A 23,832-nucleotide genomic window follows, 5' to 3' on the forward strand; every position below is an offset into this window, starting at 1 on the left:
GCCCGCTCGCAGCCCTCCCATGGCGAGGGCGCGCGCTTCCTTTCTGGGCCTGCGGCGTCCTGCCACCATGGCGGTCGCGCCGCACGATGGCGGGACCGCGGCGGCGCCGGTGCGGGCCCAGGAGAACGACGCGAAGCGCGTCTGCATGGATCGCGCGGACATCATCGAAGGCCCGGCGGACGGTCGCATCCTGTTCTCGCCGATCGCGCCGGCGCTCGCAGACTTCAGCCGGGGACGGGCGGCAGCCGGGGAAGGGCGGCGGTCAGCGACGGCCCTGCCGGCTTCGGGATGCGGCGCCGCCTTCTCGCCGAAAAGAGGGGTGCCGGCTCGTGCCGACGGCTTTGTCGTCCGGCGCCATGCGGACCAAACCTTTATCGCCGCCGCCCAGCGCGACACTGGACAAGGGGCCACGATCGCCCCGGCCGTGCCGTGACGGCGCGGCGCCGTGCCGGGGCCGGATCGCCGCAACCCTTCGGCGCGGCGCCGCGGCGCCTTGATCCCGTCGCGATCGGAGTCTATCCGGGAATGAACGTTCATTCTCGAGGCTGACCCATGTCGATCACGGCACTCGCCGTTGAAGCTGAGGATGCGCCCCGCACCCGCATCCTGGAAGCGGCGGAGCGCGCCTTCGCGCGCCACGGCTTCCGCGGCGCCACCATGCAGATCGTGGCGGCGGAAGCGCGCATGAGCGCCGGCAACCTGTACCGCTACTTCTCCTCGAAGGAGGCTCTGGTGTCGGGCCTGGCCGAGCGCGACCAGGCCGCGCTGGCCGAGGACTTCGCGACGCTCGACGTTTCGGAGGACCCCTTGGCGGCGATGGGCGTGCTGCTGCGCAAGCACCTCGTAGAAGCGCCGAAGAGCTGCAGCCAGCTCGCCCTGGAGATCTGGGCCGAGTCGGGCCGCAATCCCGACGTCGCCCGCATCTGCCGCACGATCGAGGACGACGTCCAGGCGCGCCTCGCCGCCCTGGTCGAGGGGCCCTGCCGCGCGGCCGGCATCGCGCCGGACTTCGCCGTGCGGGTCATATTCACCGTCACGGCCGGGCTGTTCAAGCGTCACGCCACCGACGCCCGTTTCGACGGCGAAGCCGAGGTGGCGCTGGCGCTTGGCGTCTACCACGCGCTCTTCGCGGGGGCCGTCCGGCCCCGCGCCGCCCTGGGTGCGGAGGCCGCCGCGTGAAGCTCCTCGTCCGCCTCGTCCTGGCCGTCGCGCTCCTGGCGGGAGGTGCCGCGGCGCTCGGCACCTTCGTGCCGGCGTCGCGCCCGGCGCTCCGGGCCGGTCTCGACCGCGCCGGCCTGTCCGCGCCGGCGGAGCGGTGGCTGCCCGGCGGTGGCCCGGCCGCCCGCACCGAGGCGTCGGCACCCGCGACCCCGCTGCCGCCCGCCGTCAGCGTGGTGCGCGCGTCCGCCCGCGAGTTCCGCGACCGGCTCTACGTGTCGGGCACCCTGGTGGCGCGCGAGGAGGCCATGGTGGGCCCGCAGCTCGACGGGCTGCGCATCACCGAACTTCTCGCCGACGACGGCGACCGCGTCGCCGAAGGCCAGGTGCTGGCCCGGCTCGACCGCAGCCAGCTCGACGCCCTGACCGCGGAAAGCGACGCCGCGCTGGCGCGCGCCGACGCATCCGTGGCGCAGGCGCAGAACGCCATCGCTCAGTTCGAGGCCACGAACGCCCAGGCCCAGGCCGATTATTCCCGCGCCACGCGGCTCGAATCCGGTGTGATGTCGCAGTCGGCGCTCGACAGCCGTGCTTCCGCGGCCCGCTCGTCCACGGCCCAGCTCGCCGGCGCCCGTTCGGCGCTGGCGGTGGCGGTGGCGGACAAGCGCGCCCAGCAGGCGCAGCGCCGCGAACTCGACGTTCGCATCGCCCGCACGGAGGTGCGCGCCCCGGTCGCCGGGGTCGTCACCCGCCGCTCGGCCCGCCTCGGCGCCCTGTCGGCGAGCGGCGGCGACGCCCTGTTCCGCGTCACCCGGGACGGCGCCGTCGACCTCGACGCCGAGGTGCCGGAGGACGGCCTCGCCCGCGTCCGCCTCGGCATGGTGGCCACGGTCACGGTGTCGGGCGACCCGAACCCGATCCCCGGGCGCGTCCGCCTCGTGTCGAGCGAGATCGACCGCGCGAGCCGGCTCGGCCACGTCCGCATCGCGCTGGGCGCCGACGCGGTGGCGCGGATCGGCGCCTTCGCGACGGCGGTGGTGGAGATCGGCCGGCGCGACGGCGTCGCGGTGCCGGCTTCGGCCTTGTCGGGGCAGGACGGCGGCTGGTCCGTCGAAACCGTCGCGGCGCGCGACCGCGTCGAAAGCCGAGCCGTCGTGCGCGGCCTGGCCGACGGCGACGACGTCGAGATCCGCCAGGGCCTGACGCCCGGCGACCTCGTGGTGGCCCGCGCTTCGGCCTTCCTGCGGTCCGGCGACCTCGTCCGGCCCATGCTGGGCGGGGTCGCCGCGCCCGACCGGGAGGCCAGCCGATGAGCCTGCCAATCTCGGCCATGTCGATCCGCCGGCCCGTGCCGGCGCTGGTCGCCTTCGCGGTGCTGGTGATCCTGGGGCTGGTGGCGTTCCGCTCGCTGCCCGTCACCCGCCTGCCCAACATCGATATCCCGATCGTGCAGATCGCCATCACCCAGTCGGGGGCGGCGCCGGCCGAGCTTGAAACTCAGGTGACCCGGAAGGTCGAGGATGCCGTCGCGGGCGTGCCCGGCATCTGGCACATCCTGTCGGCGGTGTCGGACGGCTCTTCCGTCACCACGATCCAATTCGACATCGGCACCAACGTCGACCGCGCCCTCAACGACGTGAAGGACCAGCTCGCCAAGATCCGCGTGCAGCTGCCGCGCACCATCGACGAGCCGATCGTCCAGCGCTTCGACGTCGAGGGGCTGCCCATCGTCACCTACGCTGTGTCGTCGCACGATCGCTCGACCGAGCAGATCTCCTGGTACGTCGACGACACGGTGGCGCGCGAACTCCAGTCCATCCACGGCGTGGGCCAGGTGACGCGTTCGGGCGGCGTCGACCGCGAGATCCGCGTGGCGCTCGACCCCCGCAAGCTGCTCGCCCTCGGCGTCACGGCGGCGTCCGTGTCGGCGCAGCTCCGCGCCACCAACGTCGACCTCGCGGGCGGCCGCGGCGAGATTGCCGGCCAGGAGCAGGCCATCCGCACGCTGGCGGGCACCCGCGCGGTGGCGGACCTCGCCGCCCTGCCGATCGTGCTCGGCGGCGGCCGGCACGCGCGCCTCGACGAACTCGGGGCCGTGTCGGACGCGTCCGCCGAGCCCCGCACCTTCGCGTCCCTCGACGGGCGCCCGGTGGTGGCCTTCGGGGTGACCCGCGCCAAGGGCGCCAGCGATGCCGAGGTGGCCGACAAGGTGGCGGCGAAGCTGAAGGCGCTCGAGGCGGCCCACCCGTCCTACGCCATCGCGCGGGTCGACAATCAGGTCGACTACACGGTCGGCAACTACCATTCCGCGATGGAAACGCTCGTCGAAGGCGCCGTGCTGGCGATCCTGGTCGTGCTGGTGTTCCTGCGCGACGTGCGCGCCACGATCGTGGCCGGCATCGCGCTGCCGCTGTCCGCCATCCCGACCTTCTGGATCATGGGAATGCTGGGCTTCTCGCTCAACGCCGTGAGCCTGCTCGCCATCACGCTGGTGACGGGCATCCTGGTCGACGACGCCATCGTGGAGATCGAGAACATCGTCCGCCACATGCGGATGGGCAAGTCCGCCTACCGCGCGTCGCTCGAAGCCGCCGACGAGATCGGCCTCGCCGTCATCGCCATCTCGATGACCATCGTGGCCGTGTTCGCGCCCGTGTCCTTCATGGGCGGCATCCCGGGCCAGTACTTCAAGCAGTTCGGCCTCACCGTCGCCATCGCGGTCTTTTTCTCGCTGATCGTCGCCCGCCTCGTCACGCCGGTCGTCGCGGCCTACTTCCTGAAACCGCACGGCGACGGGGGGGCGGACGAGGGACCTGTCCTGCGCGCCTACACGGCGCTCGTGCGCTGGTCTGTCGACCACCGCTGGATCACGGTGACAGCCGGGCTCGTGCTCTTCGTGCTGTCGCTGTGGTCGACGCAGCTGCTGCCCTCCGGCCTGCTGCCGGCCGAGGACACGGGGCGGTCGCTGCTGGCCGTCGAGCTGCCGCCGGGTTCGCGCCTCGACGACACCGAGGCCGTGACGCGGGGCATCACCGACACGTTGCGCGCCATCCCCGAGATAAAATCGGTCCTGGTCTACGGCGGCCAGGTGCTGGGCGACTCGGCCGAGGTCCGCAAAGCGACGCTCGTCATCAACCTCGTCCACAAGAGCCGCCGCGCCCTCACCCAGAAGGCCATCCAGGCGGAGATCAGCCGCGACATGGGGCGGGTGCCCGACATCCGCTTCTGGTTTCTGAAGGACAACGGGCAGCGCGACCTGCAACTCACGCTGGCGGGGACCGACACGCGGCTCATCGACGACACGGCGAACCAGCTCGCCAGCGAGATGCGGACCGTGCCGATCCTCGTGGACCCGCGGTCCACCGCCGACCTCGACCGGCCTGAGCTTGAGATCGTGCCGAAGCCCGGCCTCGCCGCCGACCTCGGCCTGTCCACGGAAGCGCTGTCGGAAACCATCCGAGTCGCCACGCTCGGCGACATCGACGCCAACCTCGCCAAGTTCAACGCCGGCGACCGGCTGATCCCCATCCGGGTCGAACTCGAACAGACGGCGCGCTCGAAGCTCGACGTGCTCCGGAACCTGCGCGTGCCCACGCTGTCCGGCAGCGTGCCGCTGTCGGCGGTGGCGGATTTCAAGAACGGGCAGGGGCCCACCGCGATCAGCCGCTACGACCGGTCGCGCCGCGTCACCGTGGAGGCAGACCTCGCCGGCGACCACCCCCTCGGCGAGGGCATCGCGGCCGTGATGGCGCTGCCCACCGCGAAGCACCTGCCCGACGGCGTGAGCTTCCGCCAGTCCGGCGATGCCGAGATCATGGCCGAGGTGTTCTCGGGCTTCGCGCTCGCCATCGGGGCGGGGCTGATGATGGTCTACGGCGTGCTGATCCTGCTGTTCGGCAGCTTCACCCAGCCCATCACGATCCTGTTCTCGCTGCCGCTGTCGATCGGCGGCGCCATCCTGGCGCTGCTGGTGACGGGGCGGCCCATCTCCATGCCGGTGGTCATCGGCATCCTCATGCTGATGGGCATCGTGACAAAGAACGCCATCATGCTGGTCGACTTCGCCGTGGAGGAGATCCGGCGCGGCACGCCGCGGCGCGAAGCCCTGGTCGAGGCGGGCCGCAAGCGCGCCCGGCCCATCGTGATGACCACCATCGCCATGGTGGCCGGCATGCTGCCCTCGGCCTTCGCCTTCGGCGACGGCGGCGAGTTTCGCTCGCCCATGGCCATCGCGGTGATCGGCGGGCTCATCGTGTCCACCGTGCTGTCGCTGGTCTTCGTGCCGGCGGTGTTCACCGTGCTCGACGATGCGGGGCGGCTGCTCGGGCGGCTGCTCGGGCGCTTCGTCGGCGACAAGGACGAGCCGGAACTCGCCGCCGCGGGGAACACCCGCATCGTGGGGCGGCCCGATTATTCCCAGGCGGCGGAGTAGGGGGCCGTCCACGCGCAGCTCCGGCCCCGGCCGAAGCGCGTCGCGGCGCCGCGCCAGTGGCTGTCCGGGTTCCGGATCGACCGCCCGCGGTTTCGCGACATCGCCACCCGTCGCCGCGCCTCCGGTGCGGCGACGGTTTCCGACCCAGGGAACCCGGGAGAGGGCCGGCATTTGGCCTGAATCTGTGCAATCGGTCCGACTCTTCCGCCGATCGTCAGTGTTTCTTCAGCGAAGCCTCCTTAGGCTCCTGGGACAGGCGCGGCCCGGTGGGCCGCCCCGCGAGGGCCCATCATGGACCGAACCGCCACCACGACGACCGAGCGCAAGGCGGGGCGGCGCGAGACGATGGCCGGGTTCGGCTTCGCGTCACTTCTGGTCCTGGTCGGCCTCTTCGTCACGCCCCGCGCAGACCTGCCCGGCCCGGTCCTGCCCGGATTCATGCCGGCCTTCGCGGGCGCCATGGTGGTGATCGATCTCGTGTTGGCGGTGCTGCTGTTCAGCAAGGGCGCCATCGCGCGCCGCGCTTCACCGATCCGGCTCGGGACGGCCTACCTCTTCGCGGCGCTGATCATCGTGCCCCACATCGCGGCATTCCCGGGCGCGCTCGTCCCCGATACCCTGATCGGTACATCCGCCACCGCCGTCTGGCTCTGGGCCTTCTGGCACACCGGGTTCGCGGTGGCGATCGTCCGTTACGCTACGGGGCGCCAAGCGCAGGCCGAGGCTTCCACGATCCGCCGCGCGGTCCTGGTCGCCGTGTCGATCGTGGCCGTGCTGACGTGTCTCACCACCGCCGGTCTGCCCTACCTGCCCCCTATCGTCACCGGCAAGTCGTATGGCTTCGGCACCTTCGCACTGATCATGCAGGCTGTCGTGATGCCAGCCAACGTGGCGGCGCTCGCCCTCGTCCTCGTCAAACGCCGCCTGCGCTCGGCGGAGGACCTTTGGCTGACGATCGCCATGGTGGCGGCCTGCCTGGACGTTTGGCTCACCCTTCGGGCCGGAGCCCGCTTCAGCGTGGGATGGTATGTCGGCAGGATCGCCAGCTTGGTGACGTCCACGGTGGTCTTGGTGTCGCTCTTCGTCGACATCACGCGGCTCTACAGCCAGGTCGCGAAAGCCAACCGGCTCCTCGAAGATCTGGCCCATGTCGATGGGCTGACCGGCGTCGCGAACCGTCGGCACTTCGATGCCAGCCTCACGACAGAATGGCGGCGAGCCCAGCGCGATGGGCGTCCGCTGTTCATCCTCATGATCGACGTCGACGAGTTCAAGAAGTTCAACGATCGCTACGGCCACCAGGAGGGCGACATCTGCCTGAGGAGGGTGGCGCGGTGCATCGACGAGAGCGCGCGCCGGCCCGGCGATATGGCGGCGCGCTACGGCGGGGAAGAGTTCGCGCTGGTTCTGCCGTCCACCGACCCAGCGGGCGCGGCCTTCCTCGCCGAAGCCCTGCGCCAAGCGATCCGAAACCTCGCGATCCCCCATGAAGCCGGCACGCACCCGGTCGTCACCGTCAGCATCGGGATCGCCACCGTCGTCCCGACGAGCATCGATGGGTCCGACGCCCTCCTGCGAGCCGCCGATGCGGCGCTCTATCGTGCCAAGCTGGCGGGGCGCGACCAGACCTGCCAGCTCACGACGACCATGGACGGCGGTTCTCCTTCCACCGCGGATCGCGGTTTCCGGGTCCGCCACGAGGCCGCCTGACCGGCGGCGTCGCGGGCCTGAAACGGCGGCTCCGGGCGTGCGACGGGCAGGGGGCCGCGCCGCGCCCCTCTCGACGAAACGGCCGCCCCGAGGGGCGGCCGTTAGCACTTTACGAGGTGGAGCCGGCAGCGATCAGTAGTTCGGGTCGTCCGGGACCTGACCGTTGCCGTAGGTGGGGCGCGGGTTGGCCGGCACGCCGGCGTCCTCGGCATCTACCGGCTCGGGGCGCGCGATGCGGCGCGTGCGGGCGCGGGTGGTGGCGTTGGAGCGCTCCTCGGCGACCTGCTGGTTGGTCGGCTGGGCGTCGCCGAGCACCAGCACCTTGGTGCCGACGTCGACGCGGGAATACAGGTCGAGCACGTCCTGGTTCATCATGCGGATGCAACCCGACGACACGCTGGAGCCGATCGTATAGGGCTCCACCGTCCCGTGTATGCGGAACAGCGTGTCCTTGCCGTCGCGGTACAGGTACATGGCGCGGGCGCCGAGCGGGTTGCCCGGGCCGCCGTGCATGCCGAGGCCGCTCGGAAGCTTGGACATGGCGCCGACGATCTCGGGCTGGCGGGCGAACATCTCCTTCGGGGGATACCAATCCGGCCATTCGCGCTTGGCGCCGATCTGCGCTTGGCCCGACCACAGGAAGCCCTCGCGGCCGACGCCGACGCCGTATCGGATGGCTTGGCCGTTGTCGATCACCAGGTACAGGAAGTGGCCCTTGGGATCGATCACGATGGTGCCGGGCGGCTGTTCGGTCGGGTAGTCGACGAGCGTGCGCAGGAAGCGCGGGTTGACGCGGTTCACGTCGATCCCCTTCACGGGATAGGGCTCGTCCTTGACGGGACCGTAGATCTCTTCGGCTTCGACCTCCTGGGCGAAGGCGGCGCGGATCGGCAGCGCGGCGAAGCCCGCGAGCGCGACACCTCCCAGCAGCATGGACCGGCGACTGTGCTTCAGCATCGACATCTCTCCTGGTGCCAGCCTCCGGGGAGGAGCGGCCTCCTGGCAGTCTGAGCACGTCTTGGCGAGCATAACACGGATGCTGGGGGCGAGGTTGCTGTGGCTGCATGCTTCGCGGCGGGCGTGTCTTCCGCGTGACAGGTGACGACTTGCGCCCTTCGTCCCGGCGCACGATGAAGGGACCATGCCTCTCCACCTGCTGAAACTCTGCGTCGGTGCCGAATCCGTGGCCGACCTCGAAGGCTGGATCGCCGAGCGCTTGGCCGAACAGCGGCGCCTCGGGCAGTCGGCCGAGCAGCGCCACACCACCCGCATGGTGCCCAAGCGACTGGCCGAACTGCTCGACGGCGGCTCCCTGTTCTGGGTCATCAAGGGGCAGGTCGCGGCGCGCCAGCGCTTCCTCGACGTGCGGCCGTTCATCGACGCCGACGGCGTCGGCCGCTGCCACCTCGTGCTGGAGCCCGAGGTGGTGCCGGTCGAAACGCGTCCGTGCCGGCCCTTCCAGGGCTGGCGCTACCTCGATCCCGCGACGGCGCCGCGCGACGCCGGCGGCCTCGGCCCCGAACTGTCCGCCCTGCCGGACGCGCTGCGCCGCGAACTGCGCGACCTCGGGCTGATCTGAACGGGCGGGAGCGTGCGGCGGCGGGCCGCTTGCGGTCGGGGCGGCGCTGCACGATGTTGGAGTGACCCCGCTTGCCCCTTCGAGGATCCGCCGTGCCGCCGTTCGACGATCGCCGCGCGATCAACCGTTCCGCCCCGTCGGGTTCACCCGTGGACGCCTTCCTCGACGATTCCCGCCGCACGCCGATGCCGCGGACCGGCCCGGGCCGTGGTCGCCTCATCTTCGCCCTCGACGCCACCATGAGCCGCCAGCCGACCTGGGACGCCGCCATCGCGCTCCAGGGGCGCATGTTCGACACCACGGCGAAGCTCGGCGGGCTCGACGTCCAGCTGGTGTATTTCCGCGGCTTCCGTGAATGCAGGGCGTCGTCCTTCGTGTCGGGCGGGGCCGGGCTCGACCGGCTGATGAGCCGCATCCGCGTCGAGGGCGGCAACACGCAGATCGGCCGCGTCCTCGCCCATGCGCGCGACGAAGCGCGGAAGGAGCGCACCGGCGCCCTGGTCTACGTGGGCGACGCCGTGGAGGAGCGGGTCGACCCGCTCTGCGCCGCGGCGGGCGAACTCGCGCTGCTCGGCCTGAAGTGTTTCATGTTCCACGAGGGTCACGACAAGGGGGCCGAGCGGGCGTTCCGCGAGATCGCGCGCCTGACGGGGGGGGCCTACGCGGCTTTCGACACGTCGGCGCCCGGCAGGCTCGGCAGCCTGCTCGCCGCCGCCGCCGCCTATGCGGCTGGCGGCACGCCGGCGCTGGAAGGGCAGGGCACGGGGGCGGACCGCGACGCCGCGCGCCTGCTCCTGTCGCAGATCCGGTGAAGGCTGCACCGATGGTCCCGCTCGTCGCCGGCGTCGTTTTGTTCTGGATCGGCTCGATGCTGGTCCGCGAGTTCCTGCGCGCCCGGCCCGCCGTGGTGGCGCGCCGCATGAAGCAGGGCGGCGGCACGGTGCTGGTCGTCTTCGCGCTGCTGCTGCTGGTGCGCGGGCAGATCGGCCTCGCCCTGGGCTTCGCCGGGCTCGGGTTTTGGCTTATGACGGGCCGCCGCGCTTCCGCCTGGGGCGCCGCCCGGGCCATGCGGCGCGCGCGGCCCGGCAAGGGGCGCGTGTCGCGCGTCCGCTCCGCCACGATCGAGATGGAACTCGACCACGTCAGCGGGGTGATGAGCGGCAGCGTGCTGGCCGGCCCCTTCGAGGGTGCGCCCCTGGCCCAGCTCGACCGCGACAGCCTGGCGTCATTGCACGACTTCTGCCTGTCGGCCGACGTCGAGGGCGCCCGCCTCCTAGAAGCTTACTTCGACCGCCGCTTCCCCGGTTGGCGTGGAGCAGCACAGCACAAGGGCAACGCGGGGCGCGGCGGCGCGGGCGCGGGCCCGCGCGGCGCTGCCCGCTCGGGCGCGATGTCGGAGGACGAGGCCTACGAGCTTCTCGGCCTCGCGAAGGGCGCGAGCCGGGAGGAGGTCGCGCGCGCGCACCGGAGCGTGATGAAGAAGGCCCACCCCGACCACGGCGGATCCACCGATCTGGCGGCCCGGGTGAATGAAGCCAAAGACGTCCTGATGCGACGACATCAGTGATGTTCCGCTGAAGGGATGGGACAGGCGACGGGGACTGGCGCCGGCGCGCCGGTCAATCGCGCGTGGCGAAGCAGGCGAAGCCGGAGCGCTTCAGCGTCTTGCAGGCGGCTTCGGCCTCGGCGGGCTCGAGGCCGGCGAAGCGGGCGCGGTAGAGGGTCGAATCCCCCTTCTGCACTTTTTCGGTGAAGGGTCTGGCCGAGGCCAGCGCGGAGCGGCCCTCGCTGCGGGCCCGGCTGAGCAGTTCGGCGGCCGAGCTGGCGTCGGCGGTGGCGCCGATCTGGATGACCACGCCGCTCTTCGCGTCCGCGGGGCGGCCGTCCTCGACGCGGCCGCGCGGACCCGGCGTGGTGTCGGTGCGGTCGTCGGACGCAGCGTTGAAGGAGATGCCGCCCGACCTGCCGGCCGCCGCAACCCGCGTGTCCGTCGCGGCCGGGCCGAGCCGCACGGGCTGCGGTCCCGTGACCCAACGGAGGCTCGACGGCGTCGCGGTCGCGACGGCGACGCTCGTCGACGAGGCCGCGGCTGAGCGGCGGTTGGTCGAGCCGTCGATGGCGGGGCGGTTCGCGTCGCGGCCGTCCTCGGCCATCCTCGGGGCGCCGGCGATGAAGGCCGGCCGCGCCCTGTCGCCCGGGGCGCGGGCGAGGCGGACGCGCTCGGGCGCGCGGTCGGGCACCGGCACGGCCATCTCGGGGGCGATCAGGCTTGGGCCTCGCGGCGCACGACGCGGCGCGGGTGCGGCATCGTCGTCGGCCGCGTTCTCGGCCGCGTCGTCGTCGCCGTCCGCCACCTCGGCCATGGGCCGGCGCGGGGGTTCCGGCGCGGCGCGCTCGACGGGCTCCGGCGCGGGCGCGGTGCGGTGCGGCGTGTCGGCCGCGTCCTCCACCGGGCTGCCCTCGGCGACGTGGGTGCCCGGGCCGGCCTGGGCTTCCTCGAAATGAGACTGCAGCAGCCCTTCCATGACGTTGTCGCGGCTCGCCGCGGATTTGCCGCCCATCACCACCGCGACCACGTGCCGGTTGCCGCGCTGCACGGACGACAGGAGGTTGAAGCCCGACGCGTTGGTGTAGCCGGTCTTGATGCCGTCCATGCCCTGCATGCGGGCCATCAGGTGGTTGTGGGTGCCGATCGTTTCGCCGCGGTACACGAAGCTCGGGGTCGAGAAGTATCGGTAATACCGCGGGAACCGGTCGTGGATGGCGCGGCCCAGGATCGTCAGGTCGCGGGCCGTCGTGATCTGCCGCATGTCGGGCAGGCCCGACGCGTTGTGGTAGAAGGTGTGCCGCATGCCGAGCGCGTGGGCCTTCTCGGTCATCACCTTGGCGAAGGTCAGCTCGTCGCCGGCCAGGTTCTCCGCCACCGTCACCGCCATGTCGTTGGCCGAGCGGGTCACGATGGCCTTGATGGCGATCTCCACCGGCACGGTGGAGCCCGCGGGCACGCCGAGCTTGGTGGGCGACTGGCCGGCCGCGTGGGCCGACACCTGCAGGGGGGTGTCGAGCGCGATCCGCCCCTTTTCGAGCTGCTCGAACAGCAGGTACAGCGTCATCACCTTGGTGATGGAGGCCGGGTGGCGCGGCGCGTCCTCGTTGACGCCGTAAAGCTCGCGCCCCGAATTGGCGTCGATCACGATGGCCGAAAAGTTCGGTGCAGCGCCGCCGAGCGCGGTGCGGGCCGAATGGGCGACGTGGTGGTTGTGGGCGAAGCGTTGGAAGGCATGTCGCCCGCGGGCTTCGGCCGGCTGTCCCGCCGCCAGCACCGCCAGGGCCATGGCGGCCGGGACGATACGTCCCGCGATCCGCTTCTCGACGCCACGCAACACCATGAAACTCATCCCCGCTCCGAACCGGCGCGCGACATGTCGACGTCGCGGGCCCGTCTGGTTTTCGCGTTTGACCGTCGGCGGCGATCGCCGTCGGCGATCGACCCGTGATCGAAAGGGCACAGTCGGGGAGGCTAGGGGATCGCGGTTACATGGGGGTTAACGGGAGGTGGCTCGAACCGCTCGGATCGCGGCTTCATGTTGCACTGCATAAATTCCGTCGACGCCGTTTTGCGGCGCACCTAGAGCGTGCGGCGCCCGCCCGGGCGCCCCATCCCCGCAGAATTAGCACCACGTTCAAGAGCTTCGAGGACGTCCAGAAGCTCGGCAAAAGCCAGATCGAGGCCGCCACGGCGTTCGCCGCCGCGGTCTGGCGCGGGGTGCAGCAGATCGCCGCCGAGCCTTCGACCTACGCCAAGCGCAGCATCGAGGACGGCTCGGCCGCGACCACCCGCCTCATGGGCGTGACGAACCTGGACGGGGCCGTGAAGGTGCAGGCCGAATACGCCAGGACGACCCTCGCGGGCATGATGGCGCAGGCCGGCAGGATGAACGCGCTCGTGATGGCGGTCGGCAAGGATGTCGCCGAGCCCTTCAGGGCCGTGATGCCCATCGGCTTCGGCGAGACCCGCAGCCGCTGACGACATGAGCCGGCAACGACATCTCGGGTCCGGCCCGCCGGGCACGACCCCATCGACGCGGACGGCGACGTCCCCGCGGCCACCCCCATCGGTCCCGCCCGTCGCGCCGCCGGCGCGCGTCGGGGGACATCGACACCGGCCCGCCGATCGCCCCCGGCGACCCCGCGGTCCTGCGTGCAGCGCCGCCCATCGCGGCCCACCGGAGAGCGTGGCCGAGACATCCCTCCCGGCCCCTCCTTTCCCGGCCCCTTCGCTCCCGATCCCTCGGCGGCCGGCGCTCCCGGACCCCGCCGGCGGCTTCCGGACAGCACCGGATCCGGACCCGCGGCGCATTCCCGACCCCTGCGGCCGAACCGCCATGCCGGCCCGGCACGGGCCCTGCATCGCCCGCCCGGGTCCCGCGGCGCGGGCCTCGGGATGCGGGCGAACGGGTGTCGCCGGGGGCGGCGCGGCGGCGGCCGGGCCGCCGTCGCGGCACCCTCATCCCGGGCGACTGCGGGTTCCCGTTTCCGTCACGGGTTTGTCAAGGATGACGAAGCGTCTCTCCGAGACCCCTGGCGAAGCGGGAATCCGAGCCGTACATTGAGAAACGACGGTGCGTCGCCCCACGGCGCCGCCCATCGACCACGAGGATATCCGGAACGTGCCTGCCCGTTCGACCGACCAGCACCGTGTCCGGACCGCCGCTCAGACGAGCGGCGCCGGGCCGGCCGGCCCCAAGGAGCCGCGACGGGGCGGCGACGGGTCGGGGACGGCGGTCATCACCCGGCCGAAGACCCAGACCAAGCGGCCCAGCATGTATCGCGTGCTGCTCCTCAACGACGACTACACTCCCATGGAGTTCGTCATCGAGGTGCTCCGCATCTACTTCAACAAGGGGTCGGACGACGCCAACCGCATCATGATGCACGTGCACCAGCACGGCGTCGGCGAATGCGGCGTGTTCACCTACGAGGTCGCCGAGACCAAGGTCACGCAGGTGATGGATTTCGCCCGCAAGCACCAGCACCCCTTGCAATGCATCATGGAAAAGAAGTGAAAGGCGGTCGCCATCATGCCAGCGTTTTCCCGCTCACTCGAACAGTCTCTGCACCGCGCCCTGGCCCTGGCCAACGACCGGCACCATGAATACGCCACGCTGGAGCACCTGCTGCTCTCGCTCACCGACGACACCGACGCCGCGGCCGTGCTGAAGGCCTGCTCGGTCGACGTGGACGTGCTGAAGAAGCAGGTCGTCGACTACATCGAGCACGAACTCGAGAACCTCGTGTCGGACGGCCGCGACGACGCCAAGCCTACCGCCGGCTTCCAGCGCGTCATCCAGCGCGCCCACATCCACGTCCAATCGTCGGGCCGCGAGGAGGTCACCGGCGCCAACGTGCTGGTCGCCATTTTCGCCGAGCGCGAGTCGCATGCCGCCTATTTCCTGCAGGAGCAGGACATGACGCGCTACGACGCCGTCAACTACATCAGCCACGGCATCGCCAAGCGCCCCGGCATGTCGGATTCGTCGAAGACGCCCCGCGGCGCCGAGGATGAGGACCACCGCGACGGCAAGGAGGGCAAGGACGGCTCCGAGTCCAAGAAGAAGGACGGCGCCCTCGACGCCTATTGCGTCAACCTGAACAAGAAGGCCAAGGATGGCCGCATCGATCCCCTCATCGGCCGCTCGGCCGAGGTGGACCGCACCATCCAGGTCCTGTGCCGCCGGCAGAAGAACAACCCGCTGCTCGTGGGCGAGCCGGGCGTCGGCAAGACCGCGATCGCCGAAGGCCTCGCCCGCAAGATCATCAAGGGCGAAGTCCCCGAGGTGCTGGCCGAGGCCACGGTGTTCTCGCTTGACATGGGCACGCTGCTGGCCGGAACGCGCTACCGCGGCGACTTCGAGGAGCGGCTGAAGCAGGTGATGAAGGAGATCGAGGGGCACAAGAACGCCATCCTCTTCATCGATGAGATCCACACGGTGATCGGCGCCGGCGCCACGTCGGGCGGCGCCATGGACGCGTCGAACCTGCTGAAGCCCGCGCTGGCGCAGGGCTCGCTGCGCTGCATCGGCTCCACCACCTACAAGGAATACCGCCAGTATTTCGAGAAGGACCGCGCGCTCGTCCGCCGCTTCCAGAAGATCGACGTCAACGAGCCCTCGATCCCGGACGCCGTCGAGATCATGAAGGGCTTGAAGCCCTACTACGAGGAATTCCACAAGGTGAAGTTCACCACCGAGGCCGTGCAGGCCGCGGTGGAGCTGTCGGCCCGCTACATCAACGACCGCAAGCTGCCCGACAAGGCGATCGACGTGATCGACGAGACGGGCGCCAGCCAGATGCTGCTGCCCGAGAAGAACCGCAAGAAGACGATCGGCATCAAGGAGATCGAGGCCACCATCGCGTCGATGGCCCGCATCCCGCCCAAGACCGTGTCCAAGGACGACGCCGAGGTGCTGGGCCACCTCGACGAGAACCTGAAGCGCGTCGTCTACGGTCAGGACAAGGCGATCGACGCCCTCACCTCGGCCATCAAGCTGGCCCGCGCCGGCCTGCGCGACGGGGAGAAGCCGATCGGCTCCTACCTGTTCTCGGGGCCGACGGGCGTCGGCAAGACCGAAGCCGCGAAGCAGTTGGCCGCCTCGCTCGGCGTCGAGCTGATCCGCTTCGACATGTCGGAATACATGGAGCGCCACACGATCAGCCGGCTGATCGGCGCCCCTCCCGGCTACGTCGGCTTCGACCAGGGCGGGCTCTTGACCGACGGCATCGACCAGCACCCGCATTGCGTGCTGCTGCTCGACGAGATCGAGAAGGCCCATCCGGACCTTTACAACATCCTGCTGCAGGTGATGGACCACGGCAAGCTGACCGACCACAACGGCAAGGCGGTCGACTTCCGCAACGTCATCCTGATCATGACCACCAACGCCGGCGCCGCCGACATGGCGCGCGAGAACTTCGGCTTCACGCGGGCCAAGCGCGAGGGCGAAGATCTCGAAGCCATCAACAAGATGTTCACGCCGGAGTTCAGGAACCGGCTGGACGCCATCGTGCCCTTCGGCCGCCTCCCCGAGGAGGTCATCTCCAAGGTGGTCGACAAGTTCATCCTGCAGCTCGAAGCCCAGCTCGCCGACCGCAACGTGACGGTGGAGCTGACGGACGAGAGCCGCGCTTGGCTGATCGAGCACGGCTATGACGAGGCGATGGGCGCCCGCCCGATGGCCCGTGTCATCCAGAAGGTCATCAAGACCCCGCTGGCCGACGAGGTCCTGTTCGGCAAGCTGAAGAACGGCGGCGCCGTCAAGGTCGTGGTGATCACCGACGAGGCCGGCGCCAAGACGCTGGGCTTCGTGTACCCGGAAGGGCCGGTGCTGCCGCGCCCCGAGCGCGAATTCGTCGAGGCCGGCAAGAAGCGGGACCCCGACGGCAAGCGCGCGCGGGAGCGGGCCGCGGCCCAGGACGCCGACGATGCCGAGGACGATGGCGGCGAGCCGGACGCCCCCTCGTCCGACGCCGGCGGCGGCGGCTCGGTGCCCAAGGTGCCGCTGAAGCTGCAGTGAGCGGCGGGCCGCCGCCGCTCGCGCGGCGCGGTCCCGTCCTGTAGGGTCGCCCCACCATCGCCCGTCCGGGGTCCCCCCGGGCGGGCCTTCACGTGAATGGAACATCATGCCGTCTCAAGAGGATGTCGTCGCCGCGCTGGCCGGGATCATGGGCCCCGACGGGCGCACGCCGCTGGCGCAGTCGGGCGCGCTCGGCGGCGTCGTGGTGCGCGAAGATCGCGTCTTCGTGTCGCTCGAGGTCGAGGCGGCGCGCGCCGCCGACGCGGAGCCGCTGCGCGCCGCGGTGGAGCGGGCCGTCGCCGGCCTGCCCGGGGTCGGCAAGGCCTTCGTGACGCTGACGTCGCAGTCGGCGGGCGGCTCCACCCGCAAGGCCGGCCCGGCGCCGCAGCCCCACGCGCACGACCATGGCCACGGCCACAGCCACGGTGGCCATTCGCACGTCCCGGCCGCGCCCGGCCCCAAGGCCCAGGCGGCGCGGACCGCGCAGGGCATCCCCGGCGTGAAGACCATCATCGCGGTGGCGTCGGGCAAGGGCGGCGTCGGCAAGTCCACGACCTCGGCCAACCTCGCCCTGGCGCTGCGCAACCTCGGCCAGCGCGTCGCGGTGCTCGACGCCGACATCTACGGCCCTTCCATGCCGCGGCTCTTCGGCTTGAAGCAGAAGCCCGAGGTGATCGAGGGCAAGACGATGCGGCCGCTCGAAGCCTTCGGGCTGAAGATCATGTCGATCGGCTTCCTCGTCGAGGAGGAGACCCCGATGATCTGGCGCGGGCCGATGGTCATGTCGGCCATCACGCAGATGTTGCGCGAGGTCGCCTGGGGCGACGTGGACGTGATGATCGTCGACATGCCGCCCGGCACCGGCGACGCGCAGCTCACCATGGCGCAATCGGTGCCGTTGGCCGGGTCCGTCATCGTGTCCACGCCCCAGGATCTCGCGCTGATCGACGCGCGCCGCGGCATCGCCATGTTCCGCCGCACCGAGGTGCCGATCCTCGGCATCGTCGAGAACATGAGCACCTTCGTGTGCCCGCATTGCGGAACCCGGACGGACATCTTCTCGCACGGGGGCGCCCAGCACGAAGCGGAGCGGCTCGGGGTGCCCTACCTCGGCGAGGTGCCGCTGGCGCTGCCGATCCGCGAAACCTCGGACGCCGGCCGGCCCATCGTGGTCGCCGACCCGCAGGGCCCGCACGCGCAGGCCTATATGGAGATCGCGCGGCGCCTGATGGCGACCCTGCAGGGCTCGCGGAGCCGGCCCGCGCCGCGCATCGTCACCGAATAGCCCGGTTTCGGGCGGCCTCCGCCGCCTCGCGAAGGCCGGGGCGGGGCTGCGGGACGAGCGCTGCATCCCGCGTCGGACTCTCGCTCCGGGACCGCGTGTCCTCCGAAACCTTCATCTTCGGCGTGTAGGCCGGAGGTCCTGCAATCTTGCGGACGATCGGCGCGCTGCGCCGGGCCAACGGGAGACCCGTGATGCGCGAAGGGATCGGGCGGCGGCGTTTCGTGGCGGCGGCTGCGCTGGGCGCGGCCGGCGTGGCGGCGGGCTCCGCGTCCGCCGATGCGGCGGAGGTGACGTGGCGCCTGACGTCGAGCTTCCCCAAGTCGCTCGACCTGCTGTACGGGGGCGCCGAACTCTTCGCCCGCCAAGTCGGCGCCATCACGGGCGGCCGTTTCCGCATCGACGTGTTCCCGCCCGGCGACATCGTGCCGGGCCTCGGCGCGCTCGACGCCGTGGGGGCCGGCACCGTGGAGGCCTGCCAGACCGAGCTCGACTATTATTACGGCAAGGACCCGGCCTTCGCGCTGCCGACGGCCTTTCCCTTCGGCATGAACGCACGGGAACAGACCGCCTACGCGCTCGCCGGCGGCCTCGACGCCACCAACGCGCTGCTGGCCGACTACGGGGCGATCGCCTACCCGGCGGGAAACACGGGGGCCCAGATGGGCGGATTCTTCCGCCGCGAGATCCGGTCCGCCGGCGACCTGGCGGGCCTGAAGATCCGCGCAGGCGGCCTCGCCGGCCGCGTGCTGCAGAAGCTCGGCGCCGTGCCGGCCCAGACGCCGCGCGGCGAGATCGTGGCGGCGCTCGGCGCGGGCACGCTCGACGCCGTCACCTGGGTGGGGCCCTACGACGACGCGCGCATCGACGAGGGCGGCAAGCTGCAGAAGGTCGCGCCCTATTACTATTACCCGGGCTGGTGGCGCGGCGGGTCGATGGTCCACGTCGTCTTCAACAAGGCGAAGCACGACGCCCTGAAGGAGGAGTTCAAGGCGGCGCTGAGGACGGCGGCGCTGTCCACCCACGCCCAGGTGCTGGCCTCCTACGACGCCGCCAACCCCGGAGCGTTGAAGAAGCTCGTCATCGGCGGGGCGGAACTGCGAGCCTTCCCGCAGGACCTGCTGGAAGCCGCCTACAAGGCGTCCGGCGAGGTCTACAAGGAGATCTCGGATGCCAACCCGCGTTTCAAATCCATGCTGGACGCCGCGATTGCGTTTCGCGCCGACCAGTACCTGTGGTGGCAGGTCAGCGAGTACACGTTCGACAATTTCATGATCCGCCAGCGCGCCCGGGGTTGATGGGGGAGCCGCCCTCACGGGCGGCTCCGGGTCGCAGCCGTCGCTCCGAGCGGCGGGTCATCGGTTCACTTGGGCATCAGCACGCTGCCGATGACGTGGGCCACGCCGTTCGACTGGTACACGTCGGCGGTCTCCACGATGGCCCCGCCGCCCTTCTCGTCGACGATCGCGACCTTGTCGCCGTCCATCTTGGCGGTGAGCGTGCCGCCCTCGACGGTCTTCATGTTGAAGGAACCGCCGCCGGCCTTGATGCCCTTGACGATCTCCGCCGAATCGATCTTGCCGGGCACCACGTGATAGGTGAGAATCTTGGTCAGCGTGGCCTTCATGTCGGGCTGGGTCAGCTTCTCGACCGTGCCGGGCGGCAGCTTGTCGAAAGCGGCATTGGTGGGCGCGAAGACCGTGAAGGGGCCGGCACCCGACAGCGTGTCGACGAGGCCCGCCGCCTTGACGGCCGCCACCAGCGTGGTGAGGTTCTTGGCCGCCGACGCGTTCTGCACGACCGTCTTGCTCGGCGACATCGGCGCGCCGCCGACCATGGGGTCGGCCGCATAGGCGAGCGACGCGGTGCCGGCCGCGAGGACCGCCGCCAGCGCGAGGCCGCGCAGGCCGTGGGTGAAGGACGTCATCGTTTCTCTCCCGTGCGTCGCCGCCCGGACAGATGTCCCCGAGGCTCGGCGTCGGGAGGAGATACGGGCCGCCGACACCGGAGTTTCACGCGACGGCCGAATGTCGAGACCGGCACGGTCGTGGCCGGCCGGTCTGCGCGCTTGGCTGCGCCACGTCGCAACCCTTCGGTCGAGCCTCGTCATGCGGCTTTCGCGTCCTCATGGCCGGTCGTCGACGATGGCACCTCGAGGTCGTGTCCCGCGTCACGTCGGCGCCGCGCATCCGCAACGGCCGGCGACCGATCGCGTCGACCGCTGCGACGACGGGAGAGGCCGAGGATCCCGCTCAGAGGGACGGCTTGTCGAGACCTTCGATCTCCACCTTGAGGAGTTCGAACGCCACTGCCCTCGTGCACAGCAGCAGGCCCTCGACCGCCGCGATGATCCCGGCATGGACGATGTCGGGATCGTTGGACGACTTGGCAGTTTGGAGTTCGGCGTGCAGACGCTCGGTGACGTTGGCGACATCGCTGATGCGCATGGACGGTGATTCGATCATTGTCGCTTCTCTGAGGCCCGAAACGGGAAGGCCTTAACACGGCTTCGAGCGAGGCCGCGCCTTTCCCGGTTTCGCCGCTGCAACGCGGCCGTGTCGCGGCATCACCTACAGGTCCGCGACGCGGCACGAGACCGCGTTCGTGCGCGGCGCCCACCAGTGATCCGGGACCGGGCCGTTTCGGCCGGATGCCGGGTCACAGGGCGTCCGATCACCGCCCGTAAACGTCCTCGAAGCGCACGATGTCGTCCTCGCCCGTGTAGCTGCCGACCTGGACCTCGATCATCTCGAGGTCGATCTTGCCGGGGTTGGCCAGCCGGTGCACGGACCCGATCGGCAGGTAGGCGGCCTCGTTTTCATGGCGCAGGATCACCTGGTCGTCGATCGTCACCTCGGCGGTGCCGCGCACCACGACCCAGTGCTCGGCGCGATGGAAATGCTTCTGCAGCGACAGCCTGTGGCCCGGCTTGACCGTGATGCGCTTGACCTGGAAGCGCGAGCCGATGTCGATACGCTGGTAGGACCCCCAGGGGCGGTACATCAATAGGTGGTCGTCCACCTCCGGGCGCCCGCCGGTCTTCATCTTGCCGACGAGATCCTTCACGGCATCCGAGCGCTCGCGCGACGTCACCAGCACGGCATCGGGCGTGGCGACGACCACGACATCGTTCAGACCCACGACGGTCGTGAGCACGCCGTCCGAATGGACGAGGCTGTCGCGGGTATCCGAAACCTCGACCTTGCCCTTCAGCGCGTTTCCGCTGCGGTCCTTCGTCGACGCGTCCCAGATGGCGCCCCAGGTGCCGATGTCGGACCAGGCGAAGGAGACGGGCAGAACGCCAGCCCGGGTCGTGCGCTCCATCACGGCATAGTCGATGGAGATCTTCGGCGCGCGCGCGAAGGCGTCGGCGTCGAGCCGAAGGAAGTCGAGGTCGACCGTCGCGCCCGCGACGGCGGCGCGGGCGGCGGCCAGAACATCGGGCGTGTGCGCTTCGAGTTCGGTCAGCATGACGTCGGAGCGGAACAGGAAGTTGCCGCTGTTCCAAAGGTAGCCCGCATCGATGTAGCGCGATGCGGTGGCGGCATCGGGTTTCTCGACGAAGCGCTCCACGCGGCGGGCGTTCGTCCCGGCGACGGGGCCGCCCGGCTGGATGTAGCCGTAGCCGGTGGCGGGCGCCGTCGGGGTGACGCCGAGCGTCATGACGAGGCCGTCGCGCGCGCCTTCGGCTGCCGCGAGGCAAGCGGCCACGAAGGCCTCCGTGTCGGCGATGAGGTGATCGGCGGCGACCACGACGGCGACGGTGCGGGATCCGCGGCGCTCGGCCAGGCAGGCCGCCACCGCGACCGCGGCGGCGGAGTCGCGGCGCATCGGCTCCAACGCGATGTCGGCCTCGACCCCGATCGCCCCGAGCTGCTCGGCCACGATGAAGCGCACGTCGTTGGACGCGAGGACGAGGGGCTTCAGAAAGGCGGGGTGGCCGAAGCGCCTGACGGTGAGCTGGAAGTTCGACAGGTCCTCGAGTAGCGGGATGAACTGCTTCGGCATGCTTTCGCGCGACGCGGGCCACAGCCGCGTGCCCGAGCCGCCGCACATGATGACGGGCAGGAGGAAAGGCGCCTCCTCCTGCGGTGACGGCGCGGTTCCGCGCGCTTCGGTTTTCCGATCAACGGCCATGACGAGCCCCTTCCCACACGAGCGACGCACGGTCGTCGACACGCAGCCGCGAACATCGGCGTGGGGTCAATCTACAGGAGACCGGGCCCATCCCACAACGCGGGACGACGCGACCCGACCGATTGGACCGGGTCGACGAACGAAAGCTTGTGAAAGCAAGCCTCAAGGATCGAAGACGGGCACGGATGCTCGAGCGTCGGCGTATCTCACGCGGGCACAAGTTCGATTCATGCGCGGACCTGGAGTCGGGCGCTTCAGCGAAGGGGCCCCGGCCGCGCCCCGGGCGCACCCAGAACCTCGAGCAGGTCGTCATCGCTGTCCTCGTCCTCGATCAGGTCGCGGGCGTGCAGCATGTCTTCCATCTCGGAGAAGACGTGATCGACCTCGCCGGCGCGGACCGGCGCGATCGGGGAATATAAGCGTTGCACCGAGGGCGCCGGCCTCGGGCCGCCGCCGCCGATGTCGAGCGCGTCCAGGTCGTCCAGCAGCGCCATCGCCTGGGCGTCGATCGCCTTGATCCAGGCCCGGTACAGGGATTCGGCGGCGCGAAAGGCGGGGCTCGAGCGATCCGACACGTCCGGGATGGCGTCGTAGGCCTGTTCGAAATCGGCCTTGAGCTGTCGGAGGTGCTCGCGATGGGCGGGGGTGATCGCGGCGATGCGGGTCAAGGCTTTCTCCGGAAGGGATCGCACGCGGGCGCCGTCGCGAGGGAGGCGACGACGGTTCCGTTTAGGTCAAGCGTCCCGGGGAGACAACCGCGCGCCACCCCGCGGACCGATCAGGGTCCGGACGGGCCCGTGGGGGCGGAGCCGATGCGGGTCTCGACCGAGCGGTCGACCACCGCGGCGCCGTCCCGCGTGACGGTGTAATGCGCCGCGTAGATGCCCGGACCCCAACCGCCCGGCGGGCGGCGGCGTCCGATGCCCATGAAGACCTGGTCCTTGTTGGATGGCAGCGGCGGTTCGCTCCGGTCGACCAGCACGCCGCCGGGGCCGGTGACGACGAGGCGTTGGATGTCGCCGCGCCTGAGATCGATCGCCCGCACATAGGCGAGGACGGCGGGCGAGTCCGGGGCGAGCGGGTCGCGACCCGCGCCGTCGTCGACCTGTTCCACCGTCACCGCCGTCGGGGCGAGCCCGAAGTTGAGGACGGTGCCGTTCTTGTAGGCCAGCGAGGGTTGCAGGTCGGCCCGCCACAGGGACGTCCCGCCCGCGCAGGCCCCTTCGGGCTGGCCATAGGCGAAGGGGTCGACGACCCGCCCGTCGTGGCGCACAGTGATGTGGAGGTGCGGGAACTCGGTGTCGCCCGACAGGCCGACGCGGCCGATGACCTGATCGACCTTGACGCTGTCGCCGGGCTTCACCGCGACGCTGCCCTTCGCCATGTGGCAATAGTCCGTCTGGAAGCCGTCGGCGTGGGCGATGATCACGGCATTGCCGCAGTCGCGATCCTTGATGGCGTCGTGCCCGAGAACGGCGACCGACACGTCGTCCATTCCGTCCCGGACGCGCAGCACCCGGCCCGGCGCCGCCGCGAGGATGTCGACCCCGCGCCGCTCGTCCGCCATGGTGAGCACGCGGATGTCGGTGCCGTTGTGGCCCTTGTAGGTCACCGTCCCGCAGCGGAAGTCCTTGGCGTCGCCGCCCCCGCCGTGGTCGACGTAGTGCTGGATCTCGCAGGTCTTCCCGACGCTGCAGGCGACCGGCCAATCGAGGACGACCTCGGCCCGCCCCGGGGCAGGGAACAACCAGGCCGCTGCGAGGGCCAAAAGGACGGTGAACGGTTTCATCGAACCAGGATGCAGGTCCGATGTGGCGGATCAACGGCCGGGCAGTTCGACCTGCGTGGGCGCCACACCGCTGCGTGCCTCGCGGTCCGCACGGCGCGATGACGGGCGTCCTCAGCCTTTTTCGGCACCACGTCGCGGTTGGCAAAGAGCTTAGCGACGCTTAAGACGCAC

Annotated in this window: 20 protein-coding genes; 13 read left to right on the forward strand and 7 right to left on the reverse strand. The window is 70.8% G+C overall.

What is annotated here, in order from left to right:
- The first annotated feature begins 67 nt into the window (after positions 1 to 67).
- The 5 genes from D3273_RS15030 to D3273_RS29170 all read left to right on the forward strand — a co-directional run bounded on the left by D3273_RS15030 (position 68) and on the right by D3273_RS29170 (position 7,300).
- The gene (locus D3273_RS15030; protein ID WP_129227705.1) at positions 68 to 433 is read left to right on the forward strand and encodes a hypothetical protein; all 366 of its coding nucleotides are present in this window, start codon (positions 68 to 70) and stop codon (positions 431 to 433) included.
- Between the two features lie 119 nt (positions 434 to 552).
- The gene (locus tag D3273_RS15035) at positions 553 to 1,179 is read left to right on the forward strand and encodes a TetR/AcrR family transcriptional regulator (RefSeq protein WP_129227706.1); all 627 of its coding nucleotides are present in this window, start codon (positions 553 to 555) and stop codon (positions 1,177 to 1,179) included.
- The gene (locus tag D3273_RS15040) at positions 1,176 to 2,471 is read left to right on the forward strand and encodes an efflux RND transporter periplasmic adaptor subunit (RefSeq protein ID WP_165359505.1); all 1,296 of its coding nucleotides are present in this window, start codon (positions 1,176 to 1,178) and stop codon (positions 2,469 to 2,471) included. The genes D3273_RS15035 and D3273_RS15040 overlap by 4 nt, the downstream gene beginning before the upstream one ends.
- Complete coding sequence (locus tag D3273_RS15045) at positions 2,468 to 5,590, forward strand: efflux RND transporter permease subunit (protein WP_129227708.1); 3,123 nt, start codon at positions 2,468 to 2,470, stop codon at positions 5,588 to 5,590. The genes D3273_RS15040 and D3273_RS15045 overlap by 4 nt, the downstream gene beginning before the upstream one ends.
- A gap of 345 nt (positions 5,591 to 5,935) precedes the next feature.
- Positions 5,936 to 7,300 carry a GGDEF domain-containing protein gene (locus tag D3273_RS29170; RefSeq protein ID WP_281011297.1) on the forward strand — a complete coding sequence of 455 codons (1,365 nt, stop codon included), beginning with the start codon at positions 5,936 to 5,938 and terminating at the stop codon, positions 7,298 to 7,300.
- A gap of 132 nt (positions 7,301 to 7,432) precedes the next feature.
- Here the strand turns inward: D3273_RS29170 and D3273_RS15055 are convergent, their stop codons facing one another.
- Complete coding sequence (locus tag D3273_RS15055) at positions 7,433 to 8,257, reverse strand: L,D-transpeptidase (protein ID WP_245501178.1); 825 nt, start codon at positions 8,255 to 8,257, stop codon at positions 7,433 to 7,435.
- Positions 8,258 to 8,441: 184 nt separating this feature from the next.
- Between D3273_RS15055 and D3273_RS15060 the strand changes: the two genes are divergently transcribed.
- From D3273_RS15060 to D3273_RS15070, 3 genes are all read left to right on the forward strand, one after another.
- Positions 8,442 to 8,879, forward strand: a complete 438-nt coding sequence (locus D3273_RS15060; RefSeq protein ID WP_129227711.1) for a DUF1489 family protein — start codon at positions 8,442 to 8,444, stop codon at positions 8,877 to 8,879.
- A 149-nt stretch (positions 8,880 to 9,028) separates the two neighbouring features.
- A complete protein-coding gene (locus tag D3273_RS15065; protein WP_207210786.1) occupies positions 9,029 to 9,691 on the forward strand; it encodes a VWA domain-containing protein in 663 nt (220 codons plus the stop codon).
- Positions 9,692 to 9,702: 11 nt separating this feature from the next.
- On the forward strand, positions 9,703 to 10,446 hold the full coding sequence (locus D3273_RS15070) for a DnaJ domain-containing protein (protein WP_129227713.1): 744 nt from the start codon (positions 9,703 to 9,705) through the stop codon (positions 10,444 to 10,446).
- A gap of 52 nt (positions 10,447 to 10,498) precedes the next feature.
- Here the strand turns inward: D3273_RS15070 and D3273_RS15075 are convergent, their stop codons facing one another.
- Positions 10,499 to 12,268, reverse strand: a complete 1,770-nt coding sequence (locus tag D3273_RS15075) for a D-alanyl-D-alanine carboxypeptidase (protein ID WP_129227714.1) — start codon at positions 12,266 to 12,268, stop codon at positions 10,499 to 10,501.
- Between the two features lie 149 nt (positions 12,269 to 12,417).
- Between D3273_RS15075 and D3273_RS15080 the strand changes: the two genes are divergently transcribed.
- From D3273_RS15080 to D3273_RS15100, 5 genes are all read left to right on the forward strand, one after another.
- Positions 12,418 to 12,906 (forward strand): phasin family protein, encoded by a 489-nt coding sequence (locus D3273_RS15080; RefSeq protein ID WP_129227715.1) that lies wholly within the window; start codon positions 12,418 to 12,420, stop codon positions 12,904 to 12,906.
- A 643-nt stretch (positions 12,907 to 13,549) separates the two neighbouring features.
- Positions 13,550 to 13,945, forward strand: coding sequence for an ATP-dependent Clp protease adapter ClpS (gene clpS / locus D3273_RS15085; protein ID WP_245501179.1), 396 nt, complete (start codon positions 13,550 to 13,552; stop codon positions 13,943 to 13,945).
- Positions 13,946 to 13,960: 15 nt separating this feature from the next.
- Positions 13,961 to 16,453, forward strand: coding sequence for an ATP-dependent Clp protease ATP-binding subunit ClpA (gene clpA, locus D3273_RS15090; RefSeq protein ID WP_129227716.1), 2,493 nt, complete (start codon positions 13,961 to 13,963; stop codon positions 16,451 to 16,453).
- A 106-nt stretch (positions 16,454 to 16,559) separates the two neighbouring features.
- Complete coding sequence (locus D3273_RS15095) at positions 16,560 to 17,738, forward strand: Mrp/NBP35 family ATP-binding protein (RefSeq protein ID WP_129227717.1); 1,179 nt, start codon at positions 16,560 to 16,562, stop codon at positions 17,736 to 17,738.
- 191 nt (positions 17,739 to 17,929) lie between these two features.
- A complete protein-coding gene (locus D3273_RS15100; protein WP_428977780.1) occupies positions 17,930 to 19,033 on the forward strand; it encodes a TRAP transporter substrate-binding protein in 1,104 nt (367 codons plus the stop codon).
- A gap of 65 nt (positions 19,034 to 19,098) precedes the next feature.
- Here the strand turns inward: D3273_RS15100 and D3273_RS15105 are convergent, their stop codons facing one another.
- The 5 genes from D3273_RS15105 to D3273_RS15125 form a co-directional block, all read right to left on the reverse strand.
- Positions 19,099 to 19,662 carry a fasciclin domain-containing protein gene (locus D3273_RS15105; protein WP_129227718.1) on the reverse strand — a complete coding sequence of 188 codons (564 nt, stop codon included), beginning with the start codon at positions 19,660 to 19,662 and terminating at the stop codon, positions 19,099 to 19,101.
- Positions 19,663 to 19,987: 325 nt separating this feature from the next.
- On the reverse strand, positions 19,988 to 20,182 hold the full coding sequence (locus D3273_RS15110) for a hypothetical protein (RefSeq protein ID WP_129227719.1): 195 nt from the start codon (positions 20,180 to 20,182) through the stop codon (positions 19,988 to 19,990).
- Positions 20,183 to 20,408: 226 nt separating this feature from the next.
- Entirely contained in the window at positions 20,409 to 21,872 is a 1,464-nt protein-coding gene (locus D3273_RS15115) for a mannose-1-phosphate guanylyltransferase/mannose-6-phosphate isomerase (RefSeq protein WP_129227720.1), read from the reverse strand.
- 254 nt (positions 21,873 to 22,126) lie between these two features.
- Entirely contained in the window at positions 22,127 to 22,540 is a 414-nt protein-coding gene (locus D3273_RS15120) for a hypothetical protein (RefSeq protein WP_129227721.1), read from the reverse strand.
- A gap of 110 nt (positions 22,541 to 22,650) precedes the next feature.
- Positions 22,651 to 23,619 (reverse strand): M23 family metallopeptidase, encoded by a 969-nt coding sequence (locus tag D3273_RS15125; protein ID WP_245501180.1) that lies wholly within the window; start codon positions 23,617 to 23,619, stop codon positions 22,651 to 22,653.
- Positions 23,620 to 23,832: the final 213 nt, after the last annotated feature.

This window comes from Lichenibacterium minor (genome assembly GCF_004137685.1).
GTDB lineage: Bacteria > Pseudomonadota > Alphaproteobacteria > Rhizobiales > Beijerinckiaceae > Lichenihabitans > Lichenihabitans minor.